24 protein-coding genes are annotated in these 25,252 nt (G+C 53.9%); 12 read left to right on the top strand and 12 right to left on the bottom strand.

Annotated elements, in window-relative coordinates; all coding sequences use genetic code 11:
* Window positions 1-16 precede the first annotated feature (16 nt).
* Entirely contained in the window at window positions 17-982 is a 966-nt protein-coding gene (gene ybiB / locus GA0061071_RS08850; protein WP_061494557.1) for a DNA-binding protein YbiB, read from the top strand.
* Window positions 983-1,097: 115 nt separating this feature from the next.
* Here the strand turns inward: ybiB and ybiJ are convergent, their stop codons facing one another.
* The 3 genes from ybiJ to GA0061071_RS08835 form a co-directional block, all read right to left on the bottom strand.
* Entirely contained in the window at window positions 1,098-1,358 is a 261-nt protein-coding gene (gene ybiJ, locus GA0061071_RS08845) for a DUF1471 family protein YbiJ (RefSeq protein ID WP_061494558.1), read from the bottom strand.
* A gap of 285 nt (window positions 1,359-1,643) precedes the next feature.
* A complete protein-coding gene (locus GA0061071_RS08840) occupies window positions 1,644-1,910 on the bottom strand; it encodes a DksA/TraR family C4-type zinc finger protein (RefSeq protein WP_061494559.1) in 267 nt (88 codons plus the stop codon).
* Window positions 1,911-1,961: 51 nt separating this feature from the next.
* A complete protein-coding gene (locus GA0061071_RS08835; protein ID WP_061494560.1) occupies window positions 1,962-2,576 on the bottom strand; it encodes a flavin reductase family protein in 615 nt (204 codons plus the stop codon).
* A 96-nt stretch (window positions 2,577-2,672) separates the two neighbouring features.
* Here GA0061071_RS08835 and rlmF point away from each other — a divergent pair, with 96 nt between their 5' ends.
* A complete protein-coding gene (rlmF, locus tag GA0061071_RS08830; RefSeq protein ID WP_061494561.1) occupies window positions 2,673-3,608 on the top strand; it encodes a 23S rRNA (adenine(1618)-N(6))-methyltransferase RlmF in 936 nt (311 codons plus the stop codon).
* Here the strand turns inward: rlmF and ybiO are convergent.
* The 6 genes from ybiO to rhtA all read right to left on the bottom strand — a co-directional run bounded on the left by ybiO (window position 3,598) and on the right by rhtA (window position 10,231).
* Window positions 3,598-5,841 carry a mechanosensitive channel protein gene (gene ybiO, locus GA0061071_RS08825; protein WP_061494562.1) on the bottom strand — a complete coding sequence of 748 codons (2,244 nt, stop codon included), beginning with the start codon at window positions 5,839-5,841 and terminating at the stop codon, window positions 3,598-3,600. The two genes, rlmF and ybiO, sit on opposite strands and share 11 nt — an antisense overlap.
* A 125-nt stretch (window positions 5,842-5,966) precedes the next feature.
* On the bottom strand, window positions 5,967-6,689 hold the full coding sequence (gene glnQ, locus GA0061071_RS08820; protein ID WP_061494563.1) for a glutamine ABC transporter ATP-binding protein GlnQ: 723 nt from the start codon (window positions 6,687-6,689) through the stop codon (window positions 5,967-5,969).
* Window positions 6,686-7,345: a glutamine ABC transporter permease GlnP gene (glnP, locus tag GA0061071_RS08815; protein ID WP_061494564.1), complete on the bottom strand. Its 660-nt coding sequence runs from the start codon at window positions 7,343-7,345 to the stop codon at window positions 6,686-6,688. The genes glnQ and glnP overlap by 4 nt, the downstream gene beginning before the upstream one ends.
* An 86-nt stretch (window positions 7,346-7,431) precedes the next feature.
* A complete protein-coding gene (glnH, locus tag GA0061071_RS08810) occupies window positions 7,432-8,178 on the bottom strand; it encodes a glutamine ABC transporter substrate-binding protein GlnH (protein WP_061494565.1) in 747 nt (248 codons plus the stop codon).
* Window positions 8,179-8,540: 362 nt separating this feature from the next.
* Window positions 8,541-9,044 carry a DNA starvation/stationary phase protection protein Dps gene (gene dps / locus GA0061071_RS08800; protein WP_061494566.1) on the bottom strand — a complete coding sequence of 168 codons (504 nt, stop codon included), beginning with the start codon at window positions 9,042-9,044 and terminating at the stop codon, window positions 8,541-8,543.
* A 299-nt stretch (window positions 9,045-9,343) separates the two neighbouring features.
* A complete protein-coding gene (gene rhtA / locus GA0061071_RS08795) occupies window positions 9,344-10,231 on the bottom strand; it encodes a threonine/homoserine exporter RhtA (RefSeq protein WP_088237135.1) in 888 nt (295 codons plus the stop codon).
* A 362-nt stretch (window positions 10,232-10,593) separates the two neighbouring features.
* Here rhtA and ompX point away from each other — a divergent pair, with 362 nt between their 5' ends.
* Window positions 10,594-11,106 (top strand): outer membrane protein OmpX, encoded by a 513-nt coding sequence (gene ompX / locus GA0061071_RS08790; RefSeq protein ID WP_061494568.1) that lies wholly within the window; start codon window positions 10,594-10,596, stop codon window positions 11,104-11,106.
* Between the two features lie 67 nt (window positions 11,107-11,173).
* On the opposite strand, the gene GA0061071_RS08785 is transcribed toward ompX, so the two are convergent.
* Window positions 11,174-12,763, bottom strand: a complete 1,590-nt coding sequence (locus tag GA0061071_RS08785) for a phosphoethanolamine transferase (protein ID WP_061494569.1) — start codon at window positions 12,761-12,763, stop codon at window positions 11,174-11,176.
* A 280-nt stretch (window positions 12,764-13,043) separates the two neighbouring features.
* On the bottom strand, window positions 13,044-13,175 hold the full coding sequence (mntS, locus tag GA0061071_RS08780) for a manganase accumulation protein MntS (protein WP_061494570.1): 132 nt from the start codon (window positions 13,173-13,175) through the stop codon (window positions 13,044-13,046).
* A 187-nt stretch (window positions 13,176-13,362) separates the two neighbouring features.
* On the opposite strand from mntS, the gene mntR reads away from it, so the two are divergent.
* The 9 genes from mntR (at window position 13,363) to GA0061071_RS08735 (ending at window position 24,042) form a co-directional block, all read left to right on the top strand.
* Window positions 13,363-13,833: a manganese-binding transcriptional regulator MntR gene (gene mntR / locus GA0061071_RS08775; protein WP_088237136.1), complete on the top strand. Its 471-nt coding sequence runs from the start codon at window positions 13,363-13,365 to the stop codon at window positions 13,831-13,833.
* Window positions 13,830-14,939: an anion transporter gene (locus tag GA0061071_RS08770; protein ID WP_061494572.1), complete on the top strand. Its 1,110-nt coding sequence runs from the start codon at window positions 13,830-13,832 to the stop codon at window positions 14,937-14,939. The genes mntR and GA0061071_RS08770 overlap by 4 nt, the downstream gene beginning before the upstream one ends.
* Before the next feature lie 101 nt (window positions 14,940-15,040).
* Complete coding sequence (locus GA0061071_RS08765; RefSeq protein WP_061494573.1) at window positions 15,041-16,144, top strand: HlyD family secretion protein; 1,104 nt, start codon at window positions 15,041-15,043, stop codon at window positions 16,142-16,144.
* Window positions 16,141-17,712, top strand: a complete 1,572-nt coding sequence (locus tag GA0061071_RS08760; protein WP_061494574.1) for a DHA2 family efflux MFS transporter permease subunit — start codon at window positions 16,141-16,143, stop codon at window positions 17,710-17,712. The genes GA0061071_RS08765 and GA0061071_RS08760 overlap by 4 nt, the downstream gene beginning before the upstream one ends.
* 2 nt (window positions 17,713-17,714) lie before the next feature.
* Window positions 17,715-19,235: an efflux transporter outer membrane subunit gene (locus GA0061071_RS08755; RefSeq protein ID WP_088237137.1), complete on the top strand. Its 1,521-nt coding sequence runs from the start codon at window positions 17,715-17,717 to the stop codon at window positions 19,233-19,235.
* A 100-nt stretch (window positions 19,236-19,335) separates the two neighbouring features.
* Entirely contained in the window at window positions 19,336-20,376 is a 1,041-nt protein-coding gene (locus GA0061071_RS08750) for an aldo/keto reductase (RefSeq protein ID WP_061494576.1), read from the top strand.
* 209 nt (window positions 20,377-20,585) lie between these two features.
* On the top strand, window positions 20,586-21,962 hold the full coding sequence (locus tag GA0061071_RS08745; RefSeq protein WP_061494577.1) for a glycoside hydrolase family 1 protein: 1,377 nt from the start codon (window positions 20,586-20,588) through the stop codon (window positions 21,960-21,962).
* 27 nt (window positions 21,963-21,989) lie between these two features.
* Window positions 21,990-23,309 (top strand): PTS sugar transporter subunit IIC, encoded by a 1,320-nt coding sequence (locus GA0061071_RS08740; protein ID WP_061494578.1) that lies wholly within the window; start codon window positions 21,990-21,992, stop codon window positions 23,307-23,309.
* 16 nt (window positions 23,310-23,325) lie between these two features.
* Window positions 23,326-24,042, top strand: a complete 717-nt coding sequence (locus GA0061071_RS08735) for a GntR family transcriptional regulator (RefSeq protein WP_061494579.1) — start codon at window positions 23,326-23,328, stop codon at window positions 24,040-24,042.
* Between the two features lie 109 nt (window positions 24,043-24,151).
* On the opposite strand, the gene ldtB is transcribed toward GA0061071_RS08735, so the two are convergent.
* Complete coding sequence (gene ldtB, locus GA0061071_RS08730; RefSeq protein ID WP_061499904.1) at window positions 24,152-25,072, bottom strand: L,D-transpeptidase; 921 nt, start codon at window positions 25,070-25,072, stop codon at window positions 24,152-24,154.
* Window positions 25,073-25,252 lie beyond the last annotated feature (180 nt).

Genomic DNA, 25,252 nt, shown 5'->3' with positions numbered 1-25,252 from the left:
CACGCAAGGAGTTCCCATGGATTACCGCACCATCATTAAAGAGATTGGCCGGGGAAAGCATCACGCCCGGGATCTCGATGTTGACACCGCACGTGGTTTGTACACGCACATGCTGAATGGCGATGTGCCGGATCTGGAAATGGGCGGCATCCTGATTGCCCTGCGCATCAAAGGGGAAGGCGAGGCGGAAATGCGTGGCTTTTACGAAGCGATGCAGCATCACACCATCAAACTGACACCTCCGGTGGCAAAACCGATGCCGATTGTGATTCCCAGCTACAACGGCGCACGCAAACAGGCAAATTTAACGCCACTGCTGGCCATTCTGCTGACGAAGCTCGGCTTTCCGGTGCTGGTGCATGGGGTGAGCGAAGATCCCACCCGCGTGGTCACCGAAACGATTTTCACCTTGTTGGGCATCCATCCCACGCTGCACGCAGGTCAGGCGCAGGCGCGTCTGGAAGGGCATCAGCCGGTCTATGTTCCGGTGAGCACACTCTGTCCGCCGCTGGAAAAACAGCTGGCGATGCGCTGGCGTATGGGGGTACGCAACAGTGCGCACACGCTGGCGAAACTGGCGACACCGTTTGAGAAATCAGCCGCGTTGCGCTTGTCCAGTGTTTCGCACCCGGAATATATCACCCGTGTTGGCAAATTTTTTGCCGATATCGGTGGGCGCGGTTTACTGATGCACGGGACGGAAGGGGAGGTCTATGCGAATCCGCAGCGTTGCCCACAGATTACGCTGATCGATGCGCAGGGCGAGCGCGTGTTATTTACCCGCAATGATGCGCCTGAACAGGTGTCGCCTGAAGGGGTGGCAAAAGACGCTGAGAGCACTGCCCGCTGGATAGAGCGCTGCATTGCCGGGCGCGAAGCGGTGCCTGAATCATTGAAGATTCAGTTGGCTTGCTGCCTGGTCGCAACGGGGGAGGTGGAGACGCTGGAAGCGGGTCTTGCGCGGGTGGCGGAAAGTTTTTGACAAAAAAAAGCCCGTCACATTCCTGGACGGGCAAACAACAGGGTAACAACAGGGTCAATGAGGGTGGAGCATCCCCGGCGGAGGGTTAGTTCGCCGGGGGTAGAACAGGGGGGGGTTATTTGTAGATAACCGCAGTGCCGCTCATTTTGTTATTGCCGTTAGCGGAGGTAATGCTGTAGCTGGATGCACCAGCCGCTTTTGCTTTTTCAGCCAGTTTGGCTTCAAGGCCATCCAGCGTGTCAGCGTTGTTGACAGACACGACGCCGATTTTGTTCAGATTTTCGGCCTGCGCCGGGCTGACGGATTGCGCCGCGAACGCACCAAAAGAGAGGGTGGACAGGGCGATGGCAGCAACAGCATATTTGATGGTTTTCATGGTTAATCTCTCGCAGGTTATTCTGTGTATGGGACGATGTTCCGTCGATGTGATAAGTATCACGCTTTTTCGCAAGAGATAAAATCGAAGAGAATTGACAGCCTTATTCTAAAAAATTGAATAAGAAATAATCGATTGAATTTAAAGACATTTATTGATGAAAAACCGGCGTTTTGCAGTTGAGGCGCAGGGTGAACAATTTTGCGGCACATTTTGCTACGTGGCAGGGGAAAATCTGTGGATGTAAAAGCAAGCGCTTGCGCTGGTTACAAACGTCAGGAACGGTCAACGAAGCTGGCTATCTTTCGATCCGCGGCGATTATATCCTGAAAATGTAGAGTTATGTAAATCTTTCTTCTGTTGGCAAACCACGCATAAACGCACCCCGGGGATCGCGTTGCGACGCGCTTCCGGGATCGGTTCACCGCACTCCTCGCACTCCGTCAGGCTTTCTCCTGTCGGTATGTCGCGGCGGGCGCGGGCGACCGCATCTTCAATGGTACTGTCGATCTGTTGCTGTACTGCATCGTCGTTTGCCCAGCCTGAAGCCATAATGTCGTCCTCCCTATGAGTAAGTATAGCCACTCAGGCCGGATACACGCCTTACCGGTTATCCGGGCGAATCAGATCAAAGCGCAACGCTTCACTGATGCCGTAATAGGCCGATGGGCCACCTGCGCGCAATACTGGCTGGGCTTTTGCTGTCTGGTAAATCCCCTCTTCCAGCAGTGATTCATCGATATGCACTGCGACAACCTCCCCCAGCACCAGCCAGGTATCCAGTGCCGTGCCGTTGGCAGCCGTCAGTTGGATACATTGCGACAGGCGACATTCAAAGTTAACCGGGCTCTCCGCCACGCGCGGTGCACTGACAAGGCGGCCTGTTACAGGCGTCAGACCAGCCCGGGCAAACTCATCTTCGCCATGCGGTAAAGAGGCGGATGTTTCGTTCATGCGTACGGCCAAATCGCGGGTGGTCAGATTCCAGACAAACTCTCCGGTTTCGTTGATATTGCGTACGCTATCTTTCCAGCCGCTGCTGGCGAAGCCGATGATGGGCGGACGATAATTGAAGCAGTTAAAAAAACTGTATGGTGCAAGATTACGTCGGCCCTGGCCATCCAGAGACGCTATCCAGCCAATAGGGCGGGGACCAATAATCGCATTCAGCGGGTCGTGCGGCAGGCCGTGGCCTTTCGCCGGTTCATAAAAGTACATAGTGCTTCCGGGTAATGGAAAAAGTTTCTTCAGCCTCACTTATTTACCCGGCCAACGTCAACGGGTATCTTACGCCGCTGCTAACAGGAGAATGCCATGAATGCCCAGAAGCCGGGTCTGCACCCGCGTAACCGTCACCACAGTCGCTACGATCTCGATGCGCTGTGCGCCGTAACCCCGTCATTGCGCGACTTCATCATCGCCAACCCCAACGGCGAGGCAACAATTGATTTTGCCCGGCCACAGGCGGTGAAAGCCTTAAATAAGGCGTTGCTGGCGCAATTTTATGGTGTGCGTGAGTGGGATATTCCGGACGGTTTTCTTTGCCCGCCCGTTCCCGGGCGCGCCGACTACCTGCATCATCTGGCGGATGTGCTTGCCGAAAGTCATCAAGGGCAGATCCCGACCCAGGCCAGCGTGTTGGATATTGGGACGGGGGCAAACTGCATCTACCCGCTGATTGGCGTGCATGAATACGGCTGGCGTTTTACCGGTAGCGAAACCAATGACGCCGCCCTTGCCAGCGCACAGGCGATTATTAGTGCTAATCCGGGACTTAGTCGGGCGGTGCGTTTGCGCCGCCAGAAAGATTCGACGGCGGTGCTTAGCGGTATCATTCATAAAAATGAGCAGTATGACGCCATCATTTGCAACCCGCCGTTTCACGATTCTGCGCAAAGCGCACAGGCGGGTAGCGAACGTAAACGGCGTAACCTCGGGCAGTCTGCTGAGGGTGCGCTCAACTTCGGTGGTCAGCAGCAGGAGCTCTGGTGCGAAGGCGGGGAAGTGGCTTTTATCCGCACAATGATTGCTGAAAGCCCGCAGTTCGCGCGCCAGGTGTTGTGGTTTACCTCGCTGGTGTCGCGCGGCGATAACCTGCCTGAGTTGTATCGTGCTTTGACTCAGGTCGGCGCAGTGAAAGTGATAAAAAAAGAGATGGCCCAGGGGCAAAAGCAGAGTCGCTTTATTGCCTGGACCTTCCTCGATGACAACCAGCGTCAACGCTGGGCGCAGACGCGTTTTAAAGCGTAGGTTCGACGGGCGGTTGCGGGCCAGCGGATGCGGCTGGCTGCGTGTGTGGGGTACTGCCTGGCGCAGGCAGTACCTGATAGGTTTGCACCGGCGGCCGTACATCCGCCAGATCGAAATGTTTTTTCACCATCGTGTCGAGGGCAAAACGTACTGTCCACTGTTTCAGCGGCAGCGTGGTAAAGGTCACGCGCAGGGTAAAGGCCGTATTGCTCAGCCCGACCAGCCCGGCAAATGAGGGCTCACCGATAATCAGCCCGCGAATATCTTCTTTTTCCATCAGTTCGGCAACGGCATCTTTCAGCGCCTGGTTCGCTTTGTCTGCGTCTTCATGGCGGTCAACATCATAATTCGCCACCACGGAGCCAATTCCGCGCACGAAGTTCGCGAAGGTGGTGATCGATGACCACGGAATAATATGGTATGCGCCGGTATCCTGGCGTACGCCAACGGAGCGAATTGACATCCGTTCCACGGTGCCGGTGAGCGGGCCAATGGTGACCAGATCGCCGGTGTTCATGCCATTCTCGAACTGGATAAATATCCCGGTGATAATGTCTTTCACCAGCGTTTGCGAACCAAATGAGATAGCCAGTCCCAGCGCCCCAGCACCCGCCAGCAGCGGCGCGATGTTAACGCCAATTTCCGACAGCACAATCATTACCGTAATGGTGCTGATCACGACTGCCAGCGCGTTGCGAAACAGGGTCAGAAGAGTGCGGGTACGTGCGCTGGGTAGCGGGCGTCCATGAATGTCCGAAGCCAGACGGTTTTCTATCAGGCTGGCCAGCAGCGTCCAGCCTACTGCGGAGAAGAAGAGGATCAACACAATACGGATCAGAATATCGACCGTCTTCTCCCCTGCGCCATAGGTCAACCATTGCCAGACATCAAACAGTCCCCACGCATTGAGCAGCAGCATGATCGTGGCGCAAACCACCAGGAAGCGCGCCGTTTTCAACGTTGCGGATAACCAACCATTAAGCCGCTTTTGCAGCTCCGGATAGTTGCGTTGCACTTGCGGCGAGAGGGTGATGGTTTTATTCAGCCAGCGCGATAATACGCCAGAGATAAACGCGGCAATACTGAGGATCGCGAGACTGTTAACGGTCGCGCCCATCATAAATTTCAGGCTATTGCCGGGATCGAACAGTGAGAAGAAGAACAGCACAATAAAGTAAGCGCTGGCCAGCCAGTGCCAGATCAGCGCGAACGCGCGAATAAACAGGCTGAAAAAAGCCAGTGAGTGATCGGCCAGCACGGTGAGGTTATGCTGGATCGTCTTTTTATTATGAAAAATCAGATACAGCGCCCAGACGGTGATACACAGCATAATCACCACGTTCGCCAGTGCGCCAAATTGTACGTTCACCTGGTTTGAAATAATCGGCACTGCCACCAGTAAACCGTAACCGATCAGGCTGCTCAGCGCGCTCAGGCGCAGATGCCAGTAGCGGGCTGTCTCATCGGCAATGCGAAACGGGCGCAGTTCCGGAATGCGCGGGCAGAACACCAATCGTAATATAGCTTTAAAAAACTCAATCAGGGCAAAGGCGTTCAGGAACAGACTCTGCTGAAAAGCAATGGTGCGGTTGCCAGCATTGAGACTGGCGCTGAGCAACTGCCCGATAAACAGCGTCAGCGCCAGCAATAGCAAATCAATAATAAACGCGCCGATGATCATCGCAGGTAGCTGCAGCCAGTTGCTGCGCTCGCGATTCTTCTTTCGTCCCCATGTGCCCATCTTGCGGTACAGCGGCGAGACGCAGGTGCGCACCAGCAACCAGAACGCGAATACCAGTACCGCCAGCAGCAGGAAATAGGTCGCTGCATGGGTAAACGTCTGCGGGTTGAAGGATTTATGCGGAGAGCCTGTGATATTGCGGTAGAGCTGTGCAAAGCGCGACGCCAGCTCGTCGCCATAATAGCGGCTAATTTCCGTGACATTCTCCAGCACGGTCTTCTGCTCTTTCACCTCGGGCGGGGTGATGAGCGGCACAGGCTCCTGTGGCGGCGTTGTCGCGACTTTGCGTAACTGATCGATAAGTTCTTTGCGCGAGTCGTCATTTTCCAGCACATCTGCCAGCGCGGCATAGGCCGCTTTTTTCTGCTCGATGTTCGGTTCAGTCGTCTGGGCGGTTGATGGTGTGCTGGTTGTCGCCGTTGTCATACCGGGAATTGTCGCCGCATGAAGCGGCGCGCACAGCAGGCCAATCAGTAATAACATCCACGGCATAGGCTCCTCCGGTGAGAAAATCCCGCAAAATGATAAGTATAGATGCCGTAATGCCGCGCAGAGGAATTGGGATAAATCCAGAAAAGGGGGATAAAAAAGCCCCTCATGATGAGGGGCCGATGTTATCAGGAGACGTGTTGCAGGAACTCTTGCAGGCGTGGGCTCGGTGGATTTTCAATAAGCTGCTGCGGGTTGCCATCTTCGGCAATACGGCCTTTATCAATGAAAATCAGGCGGGAAGCCACTTTCTCGGCAAAGCCGATTTCGTGAGTGACGATCACCATGGTCATGCCTTCTTCGGCCAGATCCTGCATCACTTTCAGGACTTCGTGGCGCAGTTCCGGGTCGAGCGCAGAGGTTGGCTCATCAAACAGCATCATTTTCGGTTTTACCGCCAGCGCGCGGGCAATCGCCACGCGTTGCTGCTGGCCGCCGGACAGCTCAGACGGATAGTGGTGAGCACGCTCCGCGAGACCCACTTTTGCCAGCAGCTCTTTAGCGAGTTTTTCAGCGTCCTGTTTTGTCGCGCCGCGTACGCGCAGCGGGCCGAACATGACGTTTTCCAGCGCTGTCAGGTGCGGGAACAGATAAAACTGCTGGAATACCATGCCGGCTTCCTGGCGGATAAGACGCTCGTCTACTTTCGGATCGTTAACTTTCAAACCATCGACGATCAGTTCGCCGCTGGTGATCTCTTCAAGCTTGTTGATGCAGCGTAGCAGCGTCGATTTACCGGAGCCGGAAGGCCCGATAATTACCACCACTTCACCCTGGGTAATACTCAGATCAATGTTGTGCAGCACCTGGGTCTGGCCAAAGTGCTTGGAAACGTTTTTAAATTCAATCACAGGATTTTCATCCTTCTTTCAAGACGACGCAGAATAAAGCTCAGAACCAAAGTAATGATCAGATAAACCACCGCAACGGCGCTCCAGATCTCCAGTGCGCGGAAGTTGCCGGCGATAATCTCTTGCCCCTGGCGGGTCAGTTCAGCGACGCCGATAACAATAAACAGCGAAGTATCTTTGATGCTGATGATCCACTGGTTACCCAGCGGCGGCAGCATACGGCGCAGCGCCAGCGGCAGGATCACGTGGCGAATGGTTTCACCGCGTGATAAACCCAGCGCCAGGCCCGCTTCACGGAAGCCTTTATGGATCGAGAGTACGGCGCCGCGGGTAATTTCCGCGATGTAGGCACCAGAGTTGATCATGATGGTCACGACCGCTGCGCTAAACGGGTCGATACGCAAATCGTTGAACGCCATTGGCAGGGCAAAATAGATAAACATGACCTGCACGACGATGGGCGTGCCGCGGATAACTTCAATAAATACCAGTGCGATGTGGTTGGCGATCCAGCCGCCAAAGGTGCGTGCGAAACCAGCCGCAAGGCCGATAATCAACCCGCCAATTAAGCCGAGGACCGAGATCCACAACGTCATTTTCGCCCCTTCAATCAGAAGCGGAATGGCGGGCCAGATGGCGCTCCAGTCAAACTGCATGATGTGTTCCTGTATACCGTGGTTATATCAAATGTATCAGGGGCGAAAGCCGCCCCTGAGGTGTAACGCTTTAAATTTTATAATAATTATTTAGGTTCGGAACCGAACCATTTTTTGTAGATTTCGTTGTACGTGCCGTTGTCACGCAGGGTTTTCAGCGCACCGTTCACTTTTTCACGCAGGGCATCGCTGCCTTTCGGGAACGCAATACCGTACTGCTGTGCTTCCAGAGACTCGCCTACCGCTTTGAACTGACCATTGCCCGCTGTTTTGATGAAGTACAGGATGTTTGGCGTATCGTGCAGTACCGCATCAGCGCGACCGGTGCCCAGTTCCATATAGGCGTTATCGATGTTCGGGAACTGGCGCAGATCTTTGGTTTTGATGTTGGCTTTCGCGTAATCAACAGAACCGGTGCCGCTCTTCACAGCCAGTACTTTGCCATCAAGATCTTTCACGCTTTTTACGTCGTTGTTGTTGGCTTTGACCATCACCAGCAGACCGCTTTTATAGTAGCCGTCGGAGAATTCGATCGCTTTTTTACGCTCTTCAGTAATGGTGATGCCTGCCAGCGCCAGGTCGACGTTTTTGGTTTGCAGCGCAGGGATGATGCCGCTGAAGTCCATCGGCTTCAGTTCATAATCCAGTTTCAGCTCTTTAGCGATAGCTGCCCACAGGTCCACGTCGAAACCAACGTATTTGTCACCCTGTTTGAACTCGAAGGGAACGAAGGCGGTATCGGTTGCAACAACCAGTTTTTTGTCAGCAGCCTGAGAAGAAACAGCAAAGGCGAGAGCGAGTGCAGCAAGGGAAAATTTCAATACAGACTTCATAGTTTTTCCTTTTGTATCCGGGGAGCGAGCCCCTGCGAGAATGAACGCAGTATGAAAAAATCATGCCAGGTTTACAACCTATTGTTTTGTAAAGGCGAAGCTTTACACGGTTGCACAATAAGTGTAGCAACATTGTTGTTATGCACCATTTTGAGTCACTGATTTGGTGCAATTCAGCAAGACGGCCTGTTTTGCTTCTATTTAGCGCGCAATTCGCACGTAAAACAATCTGTTGTTAACAATTTTGTGATGTGATTATTACGTAGCAGTAACTTATGGCGAGGGGGAGGGGGAAAAGTGTGCACCATAAAAGTGCAAACCCCCTCATATGAAAGCGAGGGGGCATTGATAATGCTTATGGATTATTCAATATTGGATTCGATGAACCACAGGAATTTATCCAGATCGCGTGACGCCGCGGTAAAGATATCTGCGGTGTCTTCGTCTTTTGCTTCGCTAATGGCTTTACGCACATCATTTGCCACGATGGCGTAACGGTCAGCCAGCTCTTTCAGGTGATCCTGCACGCTGTGAATATCCAGTGGGTAGCTTTTCAGCGCCGTTTTGCTGTTGATCACCTGCGTGGTACCGAGCGCTACACCGCCCAGCTGTACGGCGCGTTCCGCCATCGTGTCAAGGTGATCGACCAGCGCAGTACGGAAGCCATCCAGCATTTCATGAACGGCAATAAAATTAGCACCGCGCATATTCCAGTGGGCCTGTTTCGTGATCAGCGACAGGTCAATGAACTGGATCACCTGGCGATTCAGCAACTCAACGGTCGCTTTTTTATCGCTATCCGATACATCGTTACGGGTATAAAGCAGATTAGACGCTTTCGTTTTTACCAGTTTAGCGGTACTCATAATCTCATATCCTCTTGATGTTTGTGTCCCAGGTAATTACCGAAACTAAGTATAGCACCAGATTAAGATTTTCTGATTTGGCTGTGCCTATCGGTTCAATAGCAGAAGCTATATAGCGGATGGTTTTGTGAGGGTTTAATCTTAATTGATTGAATTTAAATAAAAATTAAATTCTATTGCAGGCTGTGATGTCTCTTTAACTCTAATTAAAGAGAAATGTACATAAAGGTAAGAAATAATGTCTGTTTAACCATGCCGTTATTCAGCGTGAGGATTATCCCACGCTGAATAATAATTATTTAGCCAATATCCACTTCTTTGATTTTACCTTCCCGTCGCAGCGTGAGCGTTGATCCCATCGAGGCAATGACAATCGCCATTAGCGCCAGCACCTGCTGGGCGGTGAGCGTCTCGCCGAGGAAAATCATGCCGGACATTGCCGCCAGTGCCGGTTCCATACTCATGAGCGTACCGAAGGTGCGGGTCGGCAAACGGGTCAGCGCAATCATCTCAAGCGAGTAAGGCAGTGCGGTCGATAAAATAGCCACGGCGATACCCAGTGGTAATACCGACCAGTGCCACAGCAACTCCCCGGACTGGAATGCACCAAGGGGGACAAAAATCAGTGCGGCAATCAATGAACCCAGCGCCACGGTCGCCGGACCATGTTCTTCGCCTGCGCGCTGGCCGGAAAGAATGTACACCGCCCAACAGGCACCCGCGCCCAGCGCCAATGCGGCACCGGTCAAATCCACGTGGGAAACGTTTTCGCCCAATGGCAATAAGTACCACAGGCCGAGCACTGCCAGTACCACCCAGATAAAATCCACCGCGCGGCGGGAAGAGAATAATGCCACAGCCAGCGGGCCGGTGAACTCCAGCGCAACGGCAACACCCAGTGGTACGGTCTGAATCGAGAGATAGAACATATAGTTCATGCCGCCCAGCGACAGCCCATAAAACAGCAGTGGCAGGCGCTGTTCCGGTGTGAAGCGCAGGCGCCAGGGTTTGAAAATAATCGCCAGGATGCACGTGCCCAGCGCCAGTCGCAGCGCCGTGACACCCGGCGCGCCCACCAGCGGAAACAGCGATTTCGCCAGCGATGCGCCGCCCTGAATGGAGATCATCGCAATAAGAAGCACAATAACCGGTAGCCATACCGGCATGGTACGAGACAGCCCAGGCATCCTTTCTCCCGTCAATTTATGTCAATTGAAAGTAAAACAATCAGTCTACTTGAATTACCCCCGGCCGGTTGAGCGTTTGTTGAAAAAAAGCAGGGGCAATATCCGTAGAATAGAGCACATCTGGTGGTTAATTAACCTGTCCTTTTAGGAATTGTCCGGATGAACGTGCCATTTGTAAGGCATCATAATGGTGTGTTATGCGGAGAAATGACTGTTTTTTGAAAGAGTTGGTCAAGGGCGGAAACGTTCTGTTACATGAAATGACGCTTTAGACATCGTTTCGCGCAAAGAGTTTCTTAACAATTTTTGATATATTAAAAACGTAGGACGTAGGATTTACTTGAAGCACATTTGAGGTGGTTATGAAAAAAATTGCATGTCTTTCAGCACTGGCCGCACTTCTGGCGGTATCCGCAGGTTCTGCAGTTGCAGCAACATCTACCGTAACCGGTGGTTATGCTCAGAGCGACGCGCAGGGCATCGCGAACAAAACTAACGGTTTCAACCTGAAATACCGTTACGAGCAAGACAACAACCCGCTGGGTGTGATCGGTTCCTTTACTTACACTGAAAAAGACCGTACCGAAGACAGCGTCTACAACAAAGCTCAGTACTACGGCATCACCGCTGGTCCGGCTTACCGCATCAACGATTGGGCAAGCATCTACGGTGTTGTCGGTGTTGGCTACGGTAAATTCCAGCAGACTGAAGCAGTGGCTAAAACCTCTGACACCAGCGATTATGGCTTCTCTTACGGCGCTGGTCTGCAGTTCAACCCGATGGAAAACGTTGCTCTGGACTTCTCCTACGAGCAGAGCCGTATCCGTAGCGTTGACGTTGGCACCTGGATTGCCGGTGTTGGTTACCGCTTCTAATCGCTTCGGCGATATAAAAAATCCGCCCATTGGGCGGATTTTTTTTGTCTGCAGTAAACGCAAAAGCTTAACGGCGACTGCGTGTTTCGAAGATATCCGTGCCCAGATGGTTGTAGTCAACTTTCTGTAACTTAAAGTTGGTAATGTAAGCCGGGCTGGCTTTTTGTTCGGAAATAAAACGGTAAGAATTTTTAATCTGCTCGGTGGAGATCCCCGTCCATTGCGAGAAGAAGCTCAAAAAGTCGTTCGCTGAGCGACGCGCTTTAATCACCCGATGCGTTTTATCATCACTGGACAGCACCATAAATGGCACCTGGAAGTTTTGCTGGAAGTGGTCGTCATGCGCCAGATACTGCACCTCTTTGCCGCGCTCTTTAAACGCCAGTCCATGATCGGAGAAGTAGACCATAGAGAAACTGTCGCCGGTATTCACCAGTTGTGAGTACAGTTTGCCGAGCAGATCATCGGTCTGGGTAATGGAGTAGAGATAGCAGGAAGTCTCTTTCGACTGCACAAACTCGTTGTATTTCCCACCAGTGCGGTCGCAGGCTTGCGGATGCGAACCCATCAGATGCAGCACAATCAGTTGCGGTTGTTTGCGGGCAGTTGAAAAGACCTGCGCGGTCATCTTCAGCAGATCTTCGTCACGGGCGTTTTTGTTTGCTTCAAAATCACCGTTTTTCAGGAATTGCACCTCATCGGCGCGTTTCGCGATGCTGGCAATGGCGGTGTCATATTCGCCAATCTGACCCTGGTTCGAGAACCACCAGGTCTGGAAACCCGCGCGGTTCGCCAGCGTAACAAAGTTATCCTGATACTGGGGCTCGCCATTCACCACGCGGTTTAATGTCAGACCGAGGGATTTTTGCGTTGAACCGCTGGCTGAGATGTAATCCATGAACAGGTTGCCATTCACCTGACTGGCGAAAGGGGTGTTGTTCCAGTGGCCGCCAAAAGCGCCCATAGCGTCACGGCGCACGCTTTCGCCAATCACCACAACATAGGTATGGTATTTCGGTTTTACCGCCAGCACATTCCAGGTGTCTTTCATGCGCGAGAGTTGCGCCATGTTCTCCTGCTCTTTCACAACTTCGTAGTTGTTTACCGCTACATCGCGCACAAAGCGCAACACCGGAACGCCGGTATCGTATAAGCGAAACTCGAAGCCATGAAAGTGGTTTTGCACCGGGCCGATAAAGTAGGAGCCGACGCAAAAAATAACGCCCATCGTGTCCCATTTCAGCCACGGTGTTGAGGGTGTGGTCACCCGGCGGCGCAGCGAAACGATACCGAGCGCGAAAATAAATACGCCAATGGCGTAGTGATACCACGGAAAGATAGTCAGAATTTCCGTCGACTCTTCCATATTGGTCGAGTGCAGCGCCAGCAGGGTATTAAAGTTTGGTGCGCCATACGCCTGGCCAAACGGGAAATAGCACGCGGCAACCAGCGAGGTAATGCCGATGAATATTTTCTGCGCGCGTGGGGCATGACGCCACAGTACCAGCAAAGCGCAGGTAAAGACGACCGCGTACAACACACTAAATTCGTAACCAAGAGCAGAATTGATCACCATTGACTGGAGAAAATAGAAACCCGTCCACGGGTTAATCGTATGACTACGGAACGTAACGGATTCTTTAAGAATTAGGCTCATTGATGACTATCGCGAAAACGCCATGTGCTCACCCTGGCGTAAGGGTCAAAACCTGCCGGACAGTGCGCGTGAAGAGGGGAGGGGGTCCGCATCTGCGAGCCGCAATTTGTGCAGGGCAGCGCAAAGATAAAGCGAGGCACTAAGAAGGTCAACACCCGCTAAGCGGTTGTTTTGAGAGAATGATTGCAAATCCAGCAAAAATACCCGGATTTTTAGATGAATTAGCCAGTATGACGGGGAATTGTGACAGAAAAATGAAGCGGCGTACCGCGACGCCGCATTAGTGTGAAGGGTTATCGTTGTTTTGCTGCGGTTTGCCGTTAATCATATCGCACAGCATATTCAACAGCATTAAACGCACTTTAAAGGGAGAGTGACTAAACACGCGCATACACCTCTTGAACTCATTCATCTTCTCCTCCTTACGTTTGTCCCCTCTCCATCCATGAAAGGTGAGTACATTACATACAGATATAGCACAGGCTATGTTGTATAGCTATGGCTATTACGTTAATTTTTTGTGCTGGTTCACGGATGGTTTACAATGGCGCTTCTCTTATATGATGCTGCACAGGCGTCACACTGTCAGAGGAAGCACAATGAATCGTCGCGCAGGTAAGCAAACAATAAAAAAAGTGACGCTGGTAAATGTTGAAGAACATGTTGAAGGCTTTCGCCAGGTACGCGAAGCGCACCGCCGTGAGCTGATTGACGACTATGTCGAACTGATTTCTGATTTGATCCGCGAAGTGGGCGAAGCCCGCCAGGTGGATATGGCGGCGCGTCTTGGCGTCTCGCAGCCCACTGTCGCCAAGATGCTGAAAAGGCTGGCGACGGTGGGTCTGATTGAGCAGATTCCCTGGCGCGGCGTGTTCCTCACCCCTGAAGGGGAAAAACTGGCGCAAGAGAGCCGCGAACGCCACCAAATTGTTGAAAGTTTTTTACTGGTGCTCGGGGTTAGCCCGGAGATCGCTCGCCGCGATGCCGAAGGCATGGAACACCACGTCAGCCAGGAAACACTCGACTGTTTCCGCCGCTTTACGCTGCAACATGAGCAATCCCCTGAATGAACATGCCGTTTTTCCGCGCTCTGGCGCGTGACCGCTTTTTACACCTCTTACTCGTCATTGGCATTGCGCTCTGTTTTGCCGTTCCCTTTGCGCCAAAAAACTGGCCTGGCGCCATTGACTGGCACACGATTATCACCCTTAGCGGTTTAATGTTGCTGACCAAAGGGGTGGAGTTGAGCGGTTATTTTGATGTGATTGGGCGGCGAATGGTGCGCCGTTTTCATACGGAGCGGCGGCTGGCCATGTTTATGGTGCTGGCGGCCGCGCTGCTCTCCACCTTTCTGACCAATGATGTCGCGTTGTTTATCGTCGTCCCACTGACCATCACGCTAAAAAAGCTGTGTGAGATCCCGGTCAACAGACTGATCATTTTTGAAGCACTGGCGGTTAACGCTGGATCGTTGTTGACCCCGATTGGCAACCCGCAAAATATTCTGATCTGGGGCCGTTCCGGGCTCTCTTTCCCGGCCTTTATCTGGCAGATGACGCCATTGGCGCTGGCGATGATGGTGACCCTGCTGGCGCTGTGCTGGTTCTGTTTTTCCGCAAAAGCGCTGAACTACCATAGTGGCAGCAAAACGGCGGACTGGCAGCCAAAACTGGTATGGAGCTGCCTCGGTTTTTATCTCATCTTTATTACCGCACTGGAGCTGAAGCAGGAGCTGTGGGGGCTGGTGCTGGTCGCGGCAGGATTCTTGTTGCTGGCGCGCCGGGTCGTGCTAAGTGTGGACTGGACACTGCTACTGGTGTTTATCGCCATGTTTATTGATGTGCATTTGTTGATCCAGCTCCCTGCGCTGCACAGTGTGCTCACCAGCGCCAGTCAGCTTTCGTCACCGGGATTGTGGTTAACGGCGATTGGCCTGTCGCAGTTTATCAGTAACGTACCTGCCACCATTTTGCTGCTCAACTATGTGCCGCCAGACACCTTACTGGCCTGGGCGGTGAATGTGGGTGGCTTCGGTTTATTGCCTGGATCACTGGCCAATCTGATTGCTTTACGGATGGCAAATGACCGCCGTATTTGGTGGCGCTTCCATCTCTATTCCCTCCCTATGCTGCTGTGGGCCGCGCTGGTCGGCTACGGATTATTCTTATTCAGATAGTGCTGATTTGTCAGTTTATCCTGGCAAATGTATAGCAACCGCCTAACTTTAGGTAACGGCGCACCCCTGGCGCCGTTACCTGACAGGACTGTTGCGATACTATGGCAGAAAACACAACGCATCCTGACGCCGTTCAGGACAATGACAAAGACGATAACAACGCACGTAAACGCCCCGGAAAGAAGCCCTTGATCATTCTCGCCATTGTGGTTGGCGTCATGGTGATTGTTGCGCTGGTATGGTGGTTGTTAACCCGCAATGAAGAAACGACCGATGATGCTTTTACCGATGGCGATGCGGTAACCGTTGCGCCGAAAGTCGCGGGCTATGTCACCGAACTGCGGGTGAAAGATAATCAGCGGGTGAAAAAGGGCGACCTGCTGGTGGTCATCGATCCTCGTGATGCAAAAGCCCAGCGCGACCAGGCGCAGGCGCAACTGGGTCTGGCAACGGCGCAGTTACATCAATCAGAGGCGCAACTGGCGCTGTCAAAAGTGCAGTACCCGGCGCAGCGTGATGAAGCTCGTGCTCAGGTGCTGAAAGCCAAAGCTGACCTGGCGAACGCCGAAGCGGCGTATCGTCGCCAGCGCGGCGTCGATCCCCGGGCAACTACGCAACAGAACATCGATAGCGCCAACGCCCAGTTACGCAGTGCGCAGGCGCAACTCGCCAGCGCTCAGGCACAGCTGGAAGTGGCGGAACAGGTGCAGTTGCAGATCCGCCAGCAGGAAACCAATGTCGAAGCCCGCCAGCAGCAAGTTGAACAGGCCAAAGCGCAGTTAGAAACCGCTACGCTCAATCTGTCGTGGACGGAAGTGCGCGCGCCGTTCGACGGCTTTATCACCAAACGCAATGTGCAAAACGGTACGCTGGTACAGGCAGGCACCGCGCTGTTTTCGCTGGTTTCACCAGACGTATGGGTGGTGGCGAACTTTAAAGAGTCGCAACTGGCGCGTATGCGTCCGGGTAACAAAGTGAGTGTCAAAGTGGATGCCTGGCCGGATATGGTGTTGGAGGGGCATATCGACAGCATCCAGCAGGGCAGCGGATCGAAATTCGCCGCGTTCCCGTCGGAAAACGCCACCGGTAACTTTGTCAAAATCGTGCAGCGCGTACCGGTGAAAATCGTCATTGATAAAGGACTGGATGCAAATAAACCGCTGCCGCTGGGCCTCTCCGTTGAACCGAAGGTGACGCTGGAATGACCGATCACAGCCACGATAACTGGCGACCGGCCAGCAACCCGTGGGCGGTGGCGTGGGTGGTCACCCTTGCGGTGTTTATGGAGATCCTCGACACCACTATTGTCAACGTGGCGCTGCCGCATGTTGCCGGGTCACTCTCCGCCAGCTATGACGAATCAACATGGGTGCTCACCAGTTATCTTGTGGCGAACGGCATCGTGTTGCCGATTTCGGCTTTTCTGAGCCGCGTGTTTGGTCGCAAGCAGTTCTTTCTGATCTGTATTGTGATGTTTACCCTCTGCTCGTTTCTGTGCGGGATCGCCACGGAACTGTGGCAGATCATCCTGTTTCGCATTCTGCAGGGCTTTTTCGGCGGAGGGCTGCAACCGACGCAGCAATCGGTCCTGCTGGATTATTTTAAACCGGAGGATCGCGGTAAAGCTTTCGGCCTCTCGTCTATCGCCATTATTGTCGCTCCGGTGATGGGACCGACCTTGGGCGGCTGGATCACTGACAACTACTCCTGGCGCTGGGTGTTTTTTATCAATATTCCGGTCGGCATTGTGACCGTGCTGGCGATTTATCAGTTACTGGAAGATCCACCGTGGGAACGTAAATCGAAGCAGAAACTGACCATCGACTGGCCGGGTATTGGGCTTATTGCCCTTGGGCTGGGCTGTTTGCAAGTGATGCTCGATCGCGGTGAAGATGAGGACTGGTTCAACTCTGACTTTACCCGCATCTTTGCCGTGCTGACGGCAGTCGGTATTGTCGGGGCCATTTACTGGTTGCTGTATGCCAAAAAACCGGTGGTGGATTTGCGCACAATGGCGGATAAAAACTTCGCGATCTCCAGCTTGCTGATGGCGGGTATGGCGATGATCCTCTATGGCAGTTCGGTGGTGATCCCGCAGCTGGCTCAGCAAGATCTCGGCTATACCGCGACATGGTCCGGGCTGGTGCTTTCGCCTGGCGCGGTGTTAATTGTGTTGACCATTCCGCTGGTGCTCAAGCTGATGCCAGTGGTGCAAACGCGCTGGATCATTGCTTTTGGTTTCTTTTGCCTGGCGGCTTCGTTCTGGTGGTCACGCACCTTAACGCCGGATATCGACTTCGAAACGCTGATGCTGTTTCGCAGCGCGCAGTCTATTGGTCTGGGATTTTTGTTCGTGCCGCTCACGACCATTGCGTTTATTACTATCCCGCGCCAGCTCAATGCCGATGCCGCCGCGCTGTTCACGATGTTCCGCAATGTCGCAGGTTCGGTAGGCATTTCGTTGTCGACGGCAGCGATCACCGAACGCGCGCAGGCGCACAGTGCGCATTTAGCGGAGCATACCTCGCCGTTTAGCGAACCCTTCCAGCAGGCATTGCGTGCGTCGGCGCAGGCTATTCACAATTTCACTGCTCTGGCGGGGGATCCCCTCTCCACGGCCAGCGGGCAGATGTACAAAGCCATGATCGCCCAGGCGCGGTTTCTGGCCTATATCGATGTCTTCACGCTGCTGAGTGTGGTGGCGCTGTTACTGATCCCCTTTTGTTTATTGCTGTCGCCGATCAAAAGCGAAGGCAGCGCAGGAGCACATTAACTATGCCGGGACGTCTTTGCGTACTCTTTCTCTCTGTCTGGCTTACAGGTTGTGCTGTAGGGCCGGATTACCAGGCCGCGAGGCCACAAACCCCGGCACGTTGGCACGATCCGGGGGATGCGTCGGTCGGCTCGCAACCCTCTGCGCAGGCAATCAATCCCCGCTGGTGGACCACGTTCCGCTCGCCACAGCTGAACAGTCTGATTGAACGGGCGATCGCCGGGAATCTGTCGCTCCAGCAGACGGTACTGCGTATTGCGGGGGCGCGTGAGCAAACTAATCAGGCTGGCGGCGCGTTTCTGCCCTCGGTCAACGGCACGCTGAAAGCCACCCGTCAGCAGTTGGGCATTGAAGGGGAGCTGAAATCCCATAATGTGGAAGGGCAATTGCAGGATGCGGACCCGGCCATTACCAGTGCATTGGGCGCATTAACCCAGCCGGTGAATCTGTACCAGGGCAGTTTTGATGCGCAGTGGGAACTGGATCTGTGGGGCAAAGTGCGCCGCCAGGTGGAAAGCGCACAGGCGCAGCAGCAACAAGCGATTGAACAACGTAATGATGCGCTGGTTTCGCTGGAGGCAGAAGTGGCGCGCACGTGGCTGCAACTGCGCGGCGCGCAACGCATTATTGCCACGCTACAAACCCAGATCGACAGTGCGCAACAAACGTTCGAACTGACCGATAACCGGCAGAAAGGCGGCCTGTCGCCGCAACTGGATGTGGAAAATGCCCGCGCCCAGGTCGGCAATCTTGAAGCGCAGCTTCCGCAATACCAGGCGCAGGAACGGCAGGCGATGAATGCGCTGGCGATCCTTCTTGGTAAACCACCTGGCGCGCTGGATAGCGAATTGCGTAACCCTCAGCCCTTACCGGCATTGCCGGACAGTGTACCGACCGGCATTCCGTCCACGCTGGCACGACGTCGTCCGGATGTGCGGGAAGCGGAAGCCAGCCTGCACGCCGCCACGGCGCAGATTGGCGTGTCGGTTGCGCAACTGTTCCCCAGCCTCAGTCTGAGCGGCCAGTTTGGCCTGCGTAATAGCGAAACCAACTGGCTGACCGACTGGAGCAGTCACTTCTACAGCTTTGGTCCGCAGGTCTCGATCCCGATTTTCCAGGGCGGTCGTCTGGTCTCCAGTGTCAAACTGGCCCGAGCGCAGCAGGGCGCGGCGGTGCTGAATTATCGTCAAACGGTGCTGACAGCGTTGGGCGATGTGGAAAACGCGCTGGTTAGCTATCGCACCGATCAGCAGCGTGAGGCCGGACTGGATAAAACCATCAACGCGTTGCAAAACGCGTTCTCACTGGCCAGCGACAGTTATCGTCAGGGGCTCGCCAGCTTTATTGATGTGCTGGACGCTCAGCGCCAACTGGCGCAGGCCAGCCAACAGCGCGAACAGGCGCGGGTGCAGAGCAGCCTTGACCTGGTGGCGCTCTACAAAGCGTTAGGTGGCGGCTGGGAACCCTATCAAAATGTGCAACTCCCTGATTATCCTGTGTTTGGCGATGCGCCTCGCGGATAATCAGAGAATTGGGCAAGAAACAGGCAGGATCCTCACATTCGCCGCCACGGGGGATTGCGTATAACTGTCTGCGTCAACTAACAGATGAGGAGACGCCAACATGCGCTACAAAAAACTGGGCAATACCGGACTGTTTGTTTCTGAATTATGCCTCGGCACCATGACCTTTGGCGGTGAAGAGGGGATGTGGGGTCAAATTGGCCAGTTGCAGCAAGCGGAAGTCGACAGGCTGCTGGGCCGCGCGCTGGATGCCGGGATTAACTTTATTGATACCGCTAACGTTTACTCGAACGGGCGTTCAGAAGAGATCACCGGGCAGGCGCTGAAGAACCTGAAAGTGCCGCGTGAAAATGTCATTGTCGCCACCAAAGTGTTCGGTGAAACGGGCACCGCCGGGGTGAACTCGCGGGGTAGCTCTCGTTATCACATTATTCACAGCGTGAAAGAGAGCCTGCGCCGTATGCAGCTGGACCATATCGATCTCTATCAGTTACACGGTTTTGACCCTGCCACGCCGATGGAGGAAACACTCGCCGCGCTGGACAATCTGGTGCAGCACGGGCATGTGCGCTATATCGGTGTGTCGAACTGGGCGGCGTGGCAAATCGCCAAAGCGCTCGGTATTTCAGAACGGTTGGGGCTGGCGCGTTTTGCCTCGCTACAGGCCTATTACACCATCGCCGGGCGCGATCTGGAGCGCGAACTGGTGCCGATGATGCAAAGCGAAGGCGTGGGGCTGATGGTCTGGAGCCCGCTGGCCGGCGGTTTACTGAGCGGCAAATACAGTCGTGATGGTCAGGGCGAAGCGGGGAGTCGCCGCCTGACGTTTGATTTCCCGCCGGTGAATAAAGACCGGGCTTTCGATTGTGTGGATGTGATGCGCACTATTGCCGACAGCAAAGGGGTATCCGTGGCGCAAATCGCACTCGCCTGGTTGCTGCACCAGCCGGTGGTGAGCAGTGTGATCATTGGCGCGAAACGTGAAGCGCAACTGGATGACAACATTGCCGCTACTGCTGTTCGCCTGAGCGACGACGAATTGCAACAGTTGGATGCTGTGAGCGCACTGCCACGCGAATACCCCGGCTGGATGCTGGAGCGTCAGGGGGAATACCGTCGTAATCAATTGAAACAACAGTAAGTTATACCCTTTACAGTCGCCCGGTGGCGCTTCGCTTACCGGGCCTGCAATTATCACTTACCGCGTCTGCTCGCTGTACCCGCCCATCACGCCATTCGGCAAATCTTTCGAAAACCATCACAAAACTGCACTCTTTTTTTGCCTGCTTTTTCGCCATCGCCTATATGACTAGTCATATGAATTAAATGACTAGTCATGGAGAAAGTGCGATGAACAAAACATTACCGACCGGTTTTTTATGGGGAAACTCCGTCTCCAGCATGCAGACTGAAGGGGCATGGAATGAGGGTGGAAAGGGGATGTCGGTCTACGATATCCGCGCAGCCAGCGAATTTGCCTCCGACTGGAAAGTTGCCACTGATTCTTACCACCGGTATCGCGAAGATTTCGATCTGATGCAGGATCTGGGTATGAATTGCTACCGTTTTCAGATTTCCTGGAGTCGCGTCTGTCCGCAGGGCGATGGCGCGTTTAATGAGGAGGGCATCGCTTTTTATGATCGCTTTATTGACGATCTATTGGCGCGGGGTATTGAACCGATGGTGTGCCTTTATCACTTCGATATGCCGCTAGCGCTGGCGCAGCAGTACAACGGTTTTGTCGACCGCCGTGTGCAGGATGCCTTTGTTCGTTATGGCAAAAAGATGATCGACTGCTTCGGCAGTCGCGTGAAGTACTGGCTGACGTTTAACGAACAGAATATTTACCACATGCCGGGCGCGTTTCAGGTTGGCGGCTATCTCAAGGGGGAGAAAACCCTGAGAGAGCTGTACCAGATCCAGCACCATGTGATGATGTCGCATGTGCTGCTGACCCATTATTTGCACGACACGCAGCCCGGCAAGCTGATGGGCGGTATGCTGGCGCACCAGTTAGTCTACCCGGCGACCTGCAAACCCCGTGATGTGTTCTGCGCCATGCAATATGACGAGTTCATCAACCAAAATCTGTTACGGGTTTACGCCGGCCAGGGCTACAGCCCGGCCGTGCTGGCGGTGGTGGATCGCGAAGGTTTTCGCGATATCTACCGTGACGAAGACCTCGCGCACATCGCGCGGGTGAAAAACGATTTTATGGCCTTTAGCTATTACGCCAGCAAAACGCTGGACAGCGACGCTATTGCTCCGGGTACGCCAGTGAATGACTACCTGCAACAGGGCGATAAAGCCAACCCGTATCTTGCAGCTACAGAGTGGGGCTGGCAAATCGATCCGCTGGGTTTCCGCGCCATTATCAGCCGCTATTACAACGACTGGCGGTTGCCGGTGTTTCCCATTGAAAACGGTATCGGCGTGATTGAAGAGTGGGATGGCGTAAACCCGATTAATGACGACTACCGTATTGCCTACCACCGTGATCATCTGCAAGCGATGCAGGACGCCATCTTTGAAGACGGCGCCCAGGTCATTGGTTACCTCGGGTGGGGGCTGATCGACATTCTCAGTTCGCAGGGTGATATGCGTAAGCGCTATGGCGTGGTGTATGTGAACCGTGAAAACCACGATCTGAAAGATATGCAACGCGTACCGAAAAAGAGCTACCGCTGGCTGCAACAGGTGATCCGCAGCAACGGCCGCGATATGTAAACGTGATGGATTGAGGGAGGCATCGCAATGTCTGATACGAAAATGACGCCCAATATGCAGTCGTTTGTCGATAAGTTTGTGGATTTCTCCGCCCGCCTGGCGAATCAGGTGCACTTGCGTTCGCTGCGCGACGCGTTTGCCGCCGTGATGCCCATTTTTATCCTCGCCGGGCTGGCGGTGCTGATCAATAACGTGATCTTTCCCTGGGTGTTCGAGGGGGAAACACTGGCGCGCTTTAAGGTGTGGGGCGAAGCGGTGATCAATGGCACGCTGAATATCGCAGCGCTATTGATTGCGCCGATGACAGCCTGGTCACTGGCGCGCAATAAGAACTTCGGTAACCCGGTCTCCGCCGTGGTCATTGCGTTGTGCAGCTTTATTATCATGATGCCAATGCACCTCGACGTTGTGCCTGTGGGGGGGAAAGCCAGCGTAACTGTCAGTCAGATGCTCTCTTTCACCAATATTGGTTCCACCGGGATTTTCGCCGGGGTGATTATCGGTCTGCTGTCAACAGAGTTGTTTATCCGCGTGGCCAGCGTGAAGAAATTCACTATTTCGTTGGGGGATAATGTGCCGTCGGCAGTGGGACAATCCTTCTCGGCGCTGATCCCGACCATTATTACGTTATCTGCGTTTGCCATTGTGGCGGCGTTGCTGGCCAACCTGCTGAACACGGATTTGATCCACCTGATCACCACGCTGATTCAGCAACCGTTACGGCAAATCAACACCAGCCTGCCGGGTACGCTGTTTATCTACAGTTTCGGCAACTTCCTGTTTACGCTGGGGATCCACCAGACGGTGGTGAATGGGGTGATCCTTGAACCACTCTTATTGATCAACACCAACGAGAACATGCTGGCTTTTGCTAACGGGCAGCCCATTCCGCATATCATCAACAGCATTTTTGTGCCGACGTTCGGCATGATTGGTGGTACCGGCAGTACGATTTCGCTGCTGTTGGCGATCTTTATCTTCGCCCGACAGAAATCGGCGAAGCAGGTAGCGCGGCTCGCTATTTCTCCCGGTCTGTTCAATATTAATGAACCGGTGATTTTCGGTTTACCGATAGTGTTCAACTTGCCGCTGATGATCCCTTTCGTGCTGCTTCCGGCGATAGGCATCTGGTTTGGCTGGCTCTGCACTACGCTTGGCTGGATGTCGCGCTGCGTGGTGATGATCCCATGGACAACGCCACCCGTGCTGAGCGCCTGGCTGGCAACGGCAGGGGACTGGCGTGCGGTGGTGGTGCAGTTGCTGATCATCATCTTTGGTGTATTCTTCTACCTGCCTTTCCTCAAAATATCTGAGCGAGTGGCCTTGAGAAACAATGGGATAGACTAAAACAGCAGGAAGGGATATGGCGGCAAAATACATCACTATTGCGCGGGAAATAAAGCGCCGCATTCTCAGTCAGCAGTATTCCGCCAGTGCCCCCTTGCCGGACCAGTTTGCGCTGGCGGCCGAGTTTGCCACCAGCCGGATGACCATTCAGCAGGCGATGCGGCAGCTCATTGTGGAGGGGCTGGTCTACAGCCGTCAGGGGCAGGGCACCTTTATCCGCAAAAATTTCCTGCAGCAGTCGCGCTGGGACCTGCCGGGCAGTGATTACTTTGGGGCGACCAAAACCTGGGAAAACGTCGGTGAAGTCACCAGTAAAATTATCCGCTTTGAGTTACGTTTCCCGACGGAAAAAGAGCAGGCGTCTTTGCTGCTAGGGCCGGACGACCCGGTCTATGATTTTAATCGCTTGCGTTTGCTGGAAGGTGAGCCCGTGTCGCTGGAATTTACCCTGATGCCAGTCAATCTGGTGCCGGGACTCAATCGTGGGCATCTGGAAAGCTCGGTGTTTCGTTATGTGCAGGAGGAGCTGGCGCTGAAGATCATGGGTTCATACCGCATTGTGCGGGCATTGAAACCTGGCGCGGAAGATAAGCAATATCTTAACTGCGACGACACCGATCCGGTTCTGGAAGTGGAGCAAGTGATCTATCTGGAAGATGGCACGCCGCTGGAGTACGCCCACTGTCATTATCGTTACGATCACGGCGGGGTTATTGTGGTCAATAACGGATAAAAAAAAGCGGAGCATCTTCTCCGCTTTTTTACCGGGTGTTCGCTGCGCCTTACTCTCCAGGCCGGATATGCGTCGCGCCATCCGGCCAGGCAGGCCAGCAAACCTCAGGTTAGTTCAAACGCACCGGCATACCGGAACGGTTCTGCACCGCCTGATCAACCACGTTCTGATCAACGTCAGACTGACCGGTAACGGCTTGTACGGCTTTGGTCAGCGCAATAGGCACAATCTCACCGCCGGTGAACTGCGCTTCGGTGGTGGACAGCGGGTTGTGTACTTCGATGTAGCGGCTGCCATCCGGTTCCGTCGTGGCTTTTACCGGCTCATCAATGAACTGTACGCGCGTACCGACCGGCACGTTATCGAACAGGAATTTAATGTCGTCGTTACGCAGACGCACACAACCGTGGCTTACGCGCAGGCCGATACCAAAGTTGGCGTTAGTGCCGTGGATGGCGTACAGGCGGCCGATATAGAGCGCGTACAGACCCATCGGGTTATCCGGACCGGCCGGGACAACAGGTGGTAGCGGTTGACCCATTGCAGCGTATTCTGCGTGCATTTTGGCGGTCGGCGTCCAGGTTGGGCCGTTCTTCTTACGCTCAACTTTGGTGGTCCAGGCAATCGGGGTATCTTTGCCCAACTGGCCAATACCGATTGGCAGTACGATCACCGTGTGAGTGCCTTGCGGGTAGTAGTAGAGACGCATTTCCGCGCTGTTAATGACAATCCCTTCGTGAACCGTGTCCGGCAGAATCAACTGCTGCGGAACGTTCATGACGGTACCGCCTTTCGGCAGGTAAGCATCAATGCCCGGGTTGGCTTCCAGCATGTTGGACAGACCCATCTGGTATTCCGCCGCAAAATATTCCAGAGGCTGTGTATTGCCCTCCGGGATAGTCACGATCTGGTTCTGGCCAATCAGACGGCTACCATCAGTCGGCAGCGGATAAGTAACAGCAGACGCGCTTTTGCAAAATCCCACGACAGCAAAGGCCGCCGCGAAAAGGGTTGTTAATTTCATGTTCATGTTGTGCGAGATTTTTGCCACACAGGCCATTGGGTTGAGAATGCAGGAAGCGCATTATATGTGCATTCCACCGTCCAGGGAATTCAGATGTGTACGAAATCACACTTTTTTCCCTTTGGTTGCAGTTTAGCGGACAGACAGCGAACAGGAATCTCATTCGGATTTGTGGCATAATAGGGT

The sequence above is a fragment of the Kosakonia oryzendophytica genome (genome assembly GCF_900094925.1).
Taxonomy (GTDB): Bacteria; Pseudomonadota; Gammaproteobacteria; order Enterobacterales; family Enterobacteriaceae; genus Kosakonia; species Kosakonia oryzendophytica.
The sequence above is the reverse complement of the archived record's forward strand: the minus strand, read 5'-3'. Positions and strand labels throughout refer to the sequence as shown.

Excerpts from the sequence above, each read along its gene's own strand:
- ybiB (WP_061494557.1), top strand. The coding sequence starts at position 17 with ATGGATTACCGCACCATCATTAAAGAGATTGGCCGGGGAAAGCATCAC.
- ybiJ (WP_061494558.1), bottom strand. The coding sequence starts at position 1,358 with ATGAAAACCATCAAATATGCTGTTGCTGCCATCGCCCTGTCCACCCTC.
- GA0061071_RS08840 (WP_061494559.1), bottom strand. The coding sequence starts at position 1,910 with ATGGCTTCAGGCTGGGCAAACGACGATGCAGTACAGCAACAGATCGAC.
- GA0061071_RS08835 (WP_061494560.1), bottom strand. The coding sequence starts at position 2,576 with ATGTACTTTTATGAACCGGCGAAAGGCCACGGCCTGCCGCACGACCCG.
- rlmF (WP_061494561.1), top strand. The coding sequence starts at position 2,673 with ATGAATGCCCAGAAGCCGGGTCTGCACCCGCGTAACCGTCACCACAGT.
- ybiO (WP_061494562.1), bottom strand. The coding sequence starts at position 5,841 with ATGCCGTGGATGTTATTACTGATTGGCCTGCTGTGCGCGCCGCTTCAT.
- glnP (WP_061494564.1), bottom strand. The coding sequence starts at position 7,345 with ATGCAGTTTGACTGGAGCGCCATCTGGCCCGCCATTCCGCTTCTGATT.
- glnH (WP_061494565.1), bottom strand. The coding sequence starts at position 8,178 with ATGAAGTCTGTATTGAAATTTTCCCTTGCTGCACTCGCTCTCGCCTTT.
- dps (WP_061494566.1), bottom strand. The coding sequence starts at position 9,044 with ATGAGTACCGCTAAACTGGTAAAAACGAAAGCGTCTAATCTGCTTTAT.
- rhtA (WP_088237135.1), bottom strand. The coding sequence starts at position 10,231 with ATGCCTGGGCTGTCTCGTACCATGCCGGTATGGCTACCGGTTATTGTG.
- ompX (WP_061494568.1), top strand. The coding sequence starts at position 10,594 with ATGAAAAAAATTGCATGTCTTTCAGCACTGGCCGCACTTCTGGCGGTA.
- GA0061071_RS08785 (WP_061494569.1), bottom strand. The coding sequence starts at position 12,763 with ATGAGCCTAATTCTTAAAGAATCCGTTACGTTCCGTAGTCATACGATT.
- mntS (WP_061494570.1), bottom strand. The coding sequence starts at position 13,175 with ATGAATGAGTTCAAGAGGTGTATGCGCGTGTTTAGTCACTCTCCCTTT.
- mntR (WP_088237136.1), top strand. The coding sequence starts at position 13,363 with ATGAATCGTCGCGCAGGTAAGCAAACAATAAAAAAAGTGACGCTGGTA.
- GA0061071_RS08770 (WP_061494572.1), top strand. The coding sequence starts at position 13,830 with ATGAACATGCCGTTTTTCCGCGCTCTGGCGCGTGACCGCTTTTTACAC.
- GA0061071_RS08765 (WP_061494573.1), top strand. The coding sequence starts at position 15,041 with ATGGCAGAAAACACAACGCATCCTGACGCCGTTCAGGACAATGACAAA.
- GA0061071_RS08760 (WP_061494574.1), top strand. The coding sequence starts at position 16,141 with ATGACCGATCACAGCCACGATAACTGGCGACCGGCCAGCAACCCGTGG.
- GA0061071_RS08755 (WP_088237137.1), top strand. The coding sequence starts at position 17,715 with ATGCCGGGACGTCTTTGCGTACTCTTTCTCTCTGTCTGGCTTACAGGT.
- GA0061071_RS08750 (WP_061494576.1), top strand. The coding sequence starts at position 19,336 with ATGCGCTACAAAAAACTGGGCAATACCGGACTGTTTGTTTCTGAATTA.
- GA0061071_RS08745 (WP_061494577.1), top strand. The coding sequence starts at position 20,586 with ATGAACAAAACATTACCGACCGGTTTTTTATGGGGAAACTCCGTCTCC.
- GA0061071_RS08740 (WP_061494578.1), top strand. The coding sequence starts at position 21,990 with ATGTCTGATACGAAAATGACGCCCAATATGCAGTCGTTTGTCGATAAG.
- GA0061071_RS08735 (WP_061494579.1), top strand. The coding sequence starts at position 23,326 with ATGGCGGCAAAATACATCACTATTGCGCGGGAAATAAAGCGCCGCATT.
- ldtB (WP_061499904.1), bottom strand. The coding sequence starts at position 25,072 with ATGAACATGAAATTAACAACCCTTTTCGCGGCGGCCTTTGCTGTCGTG.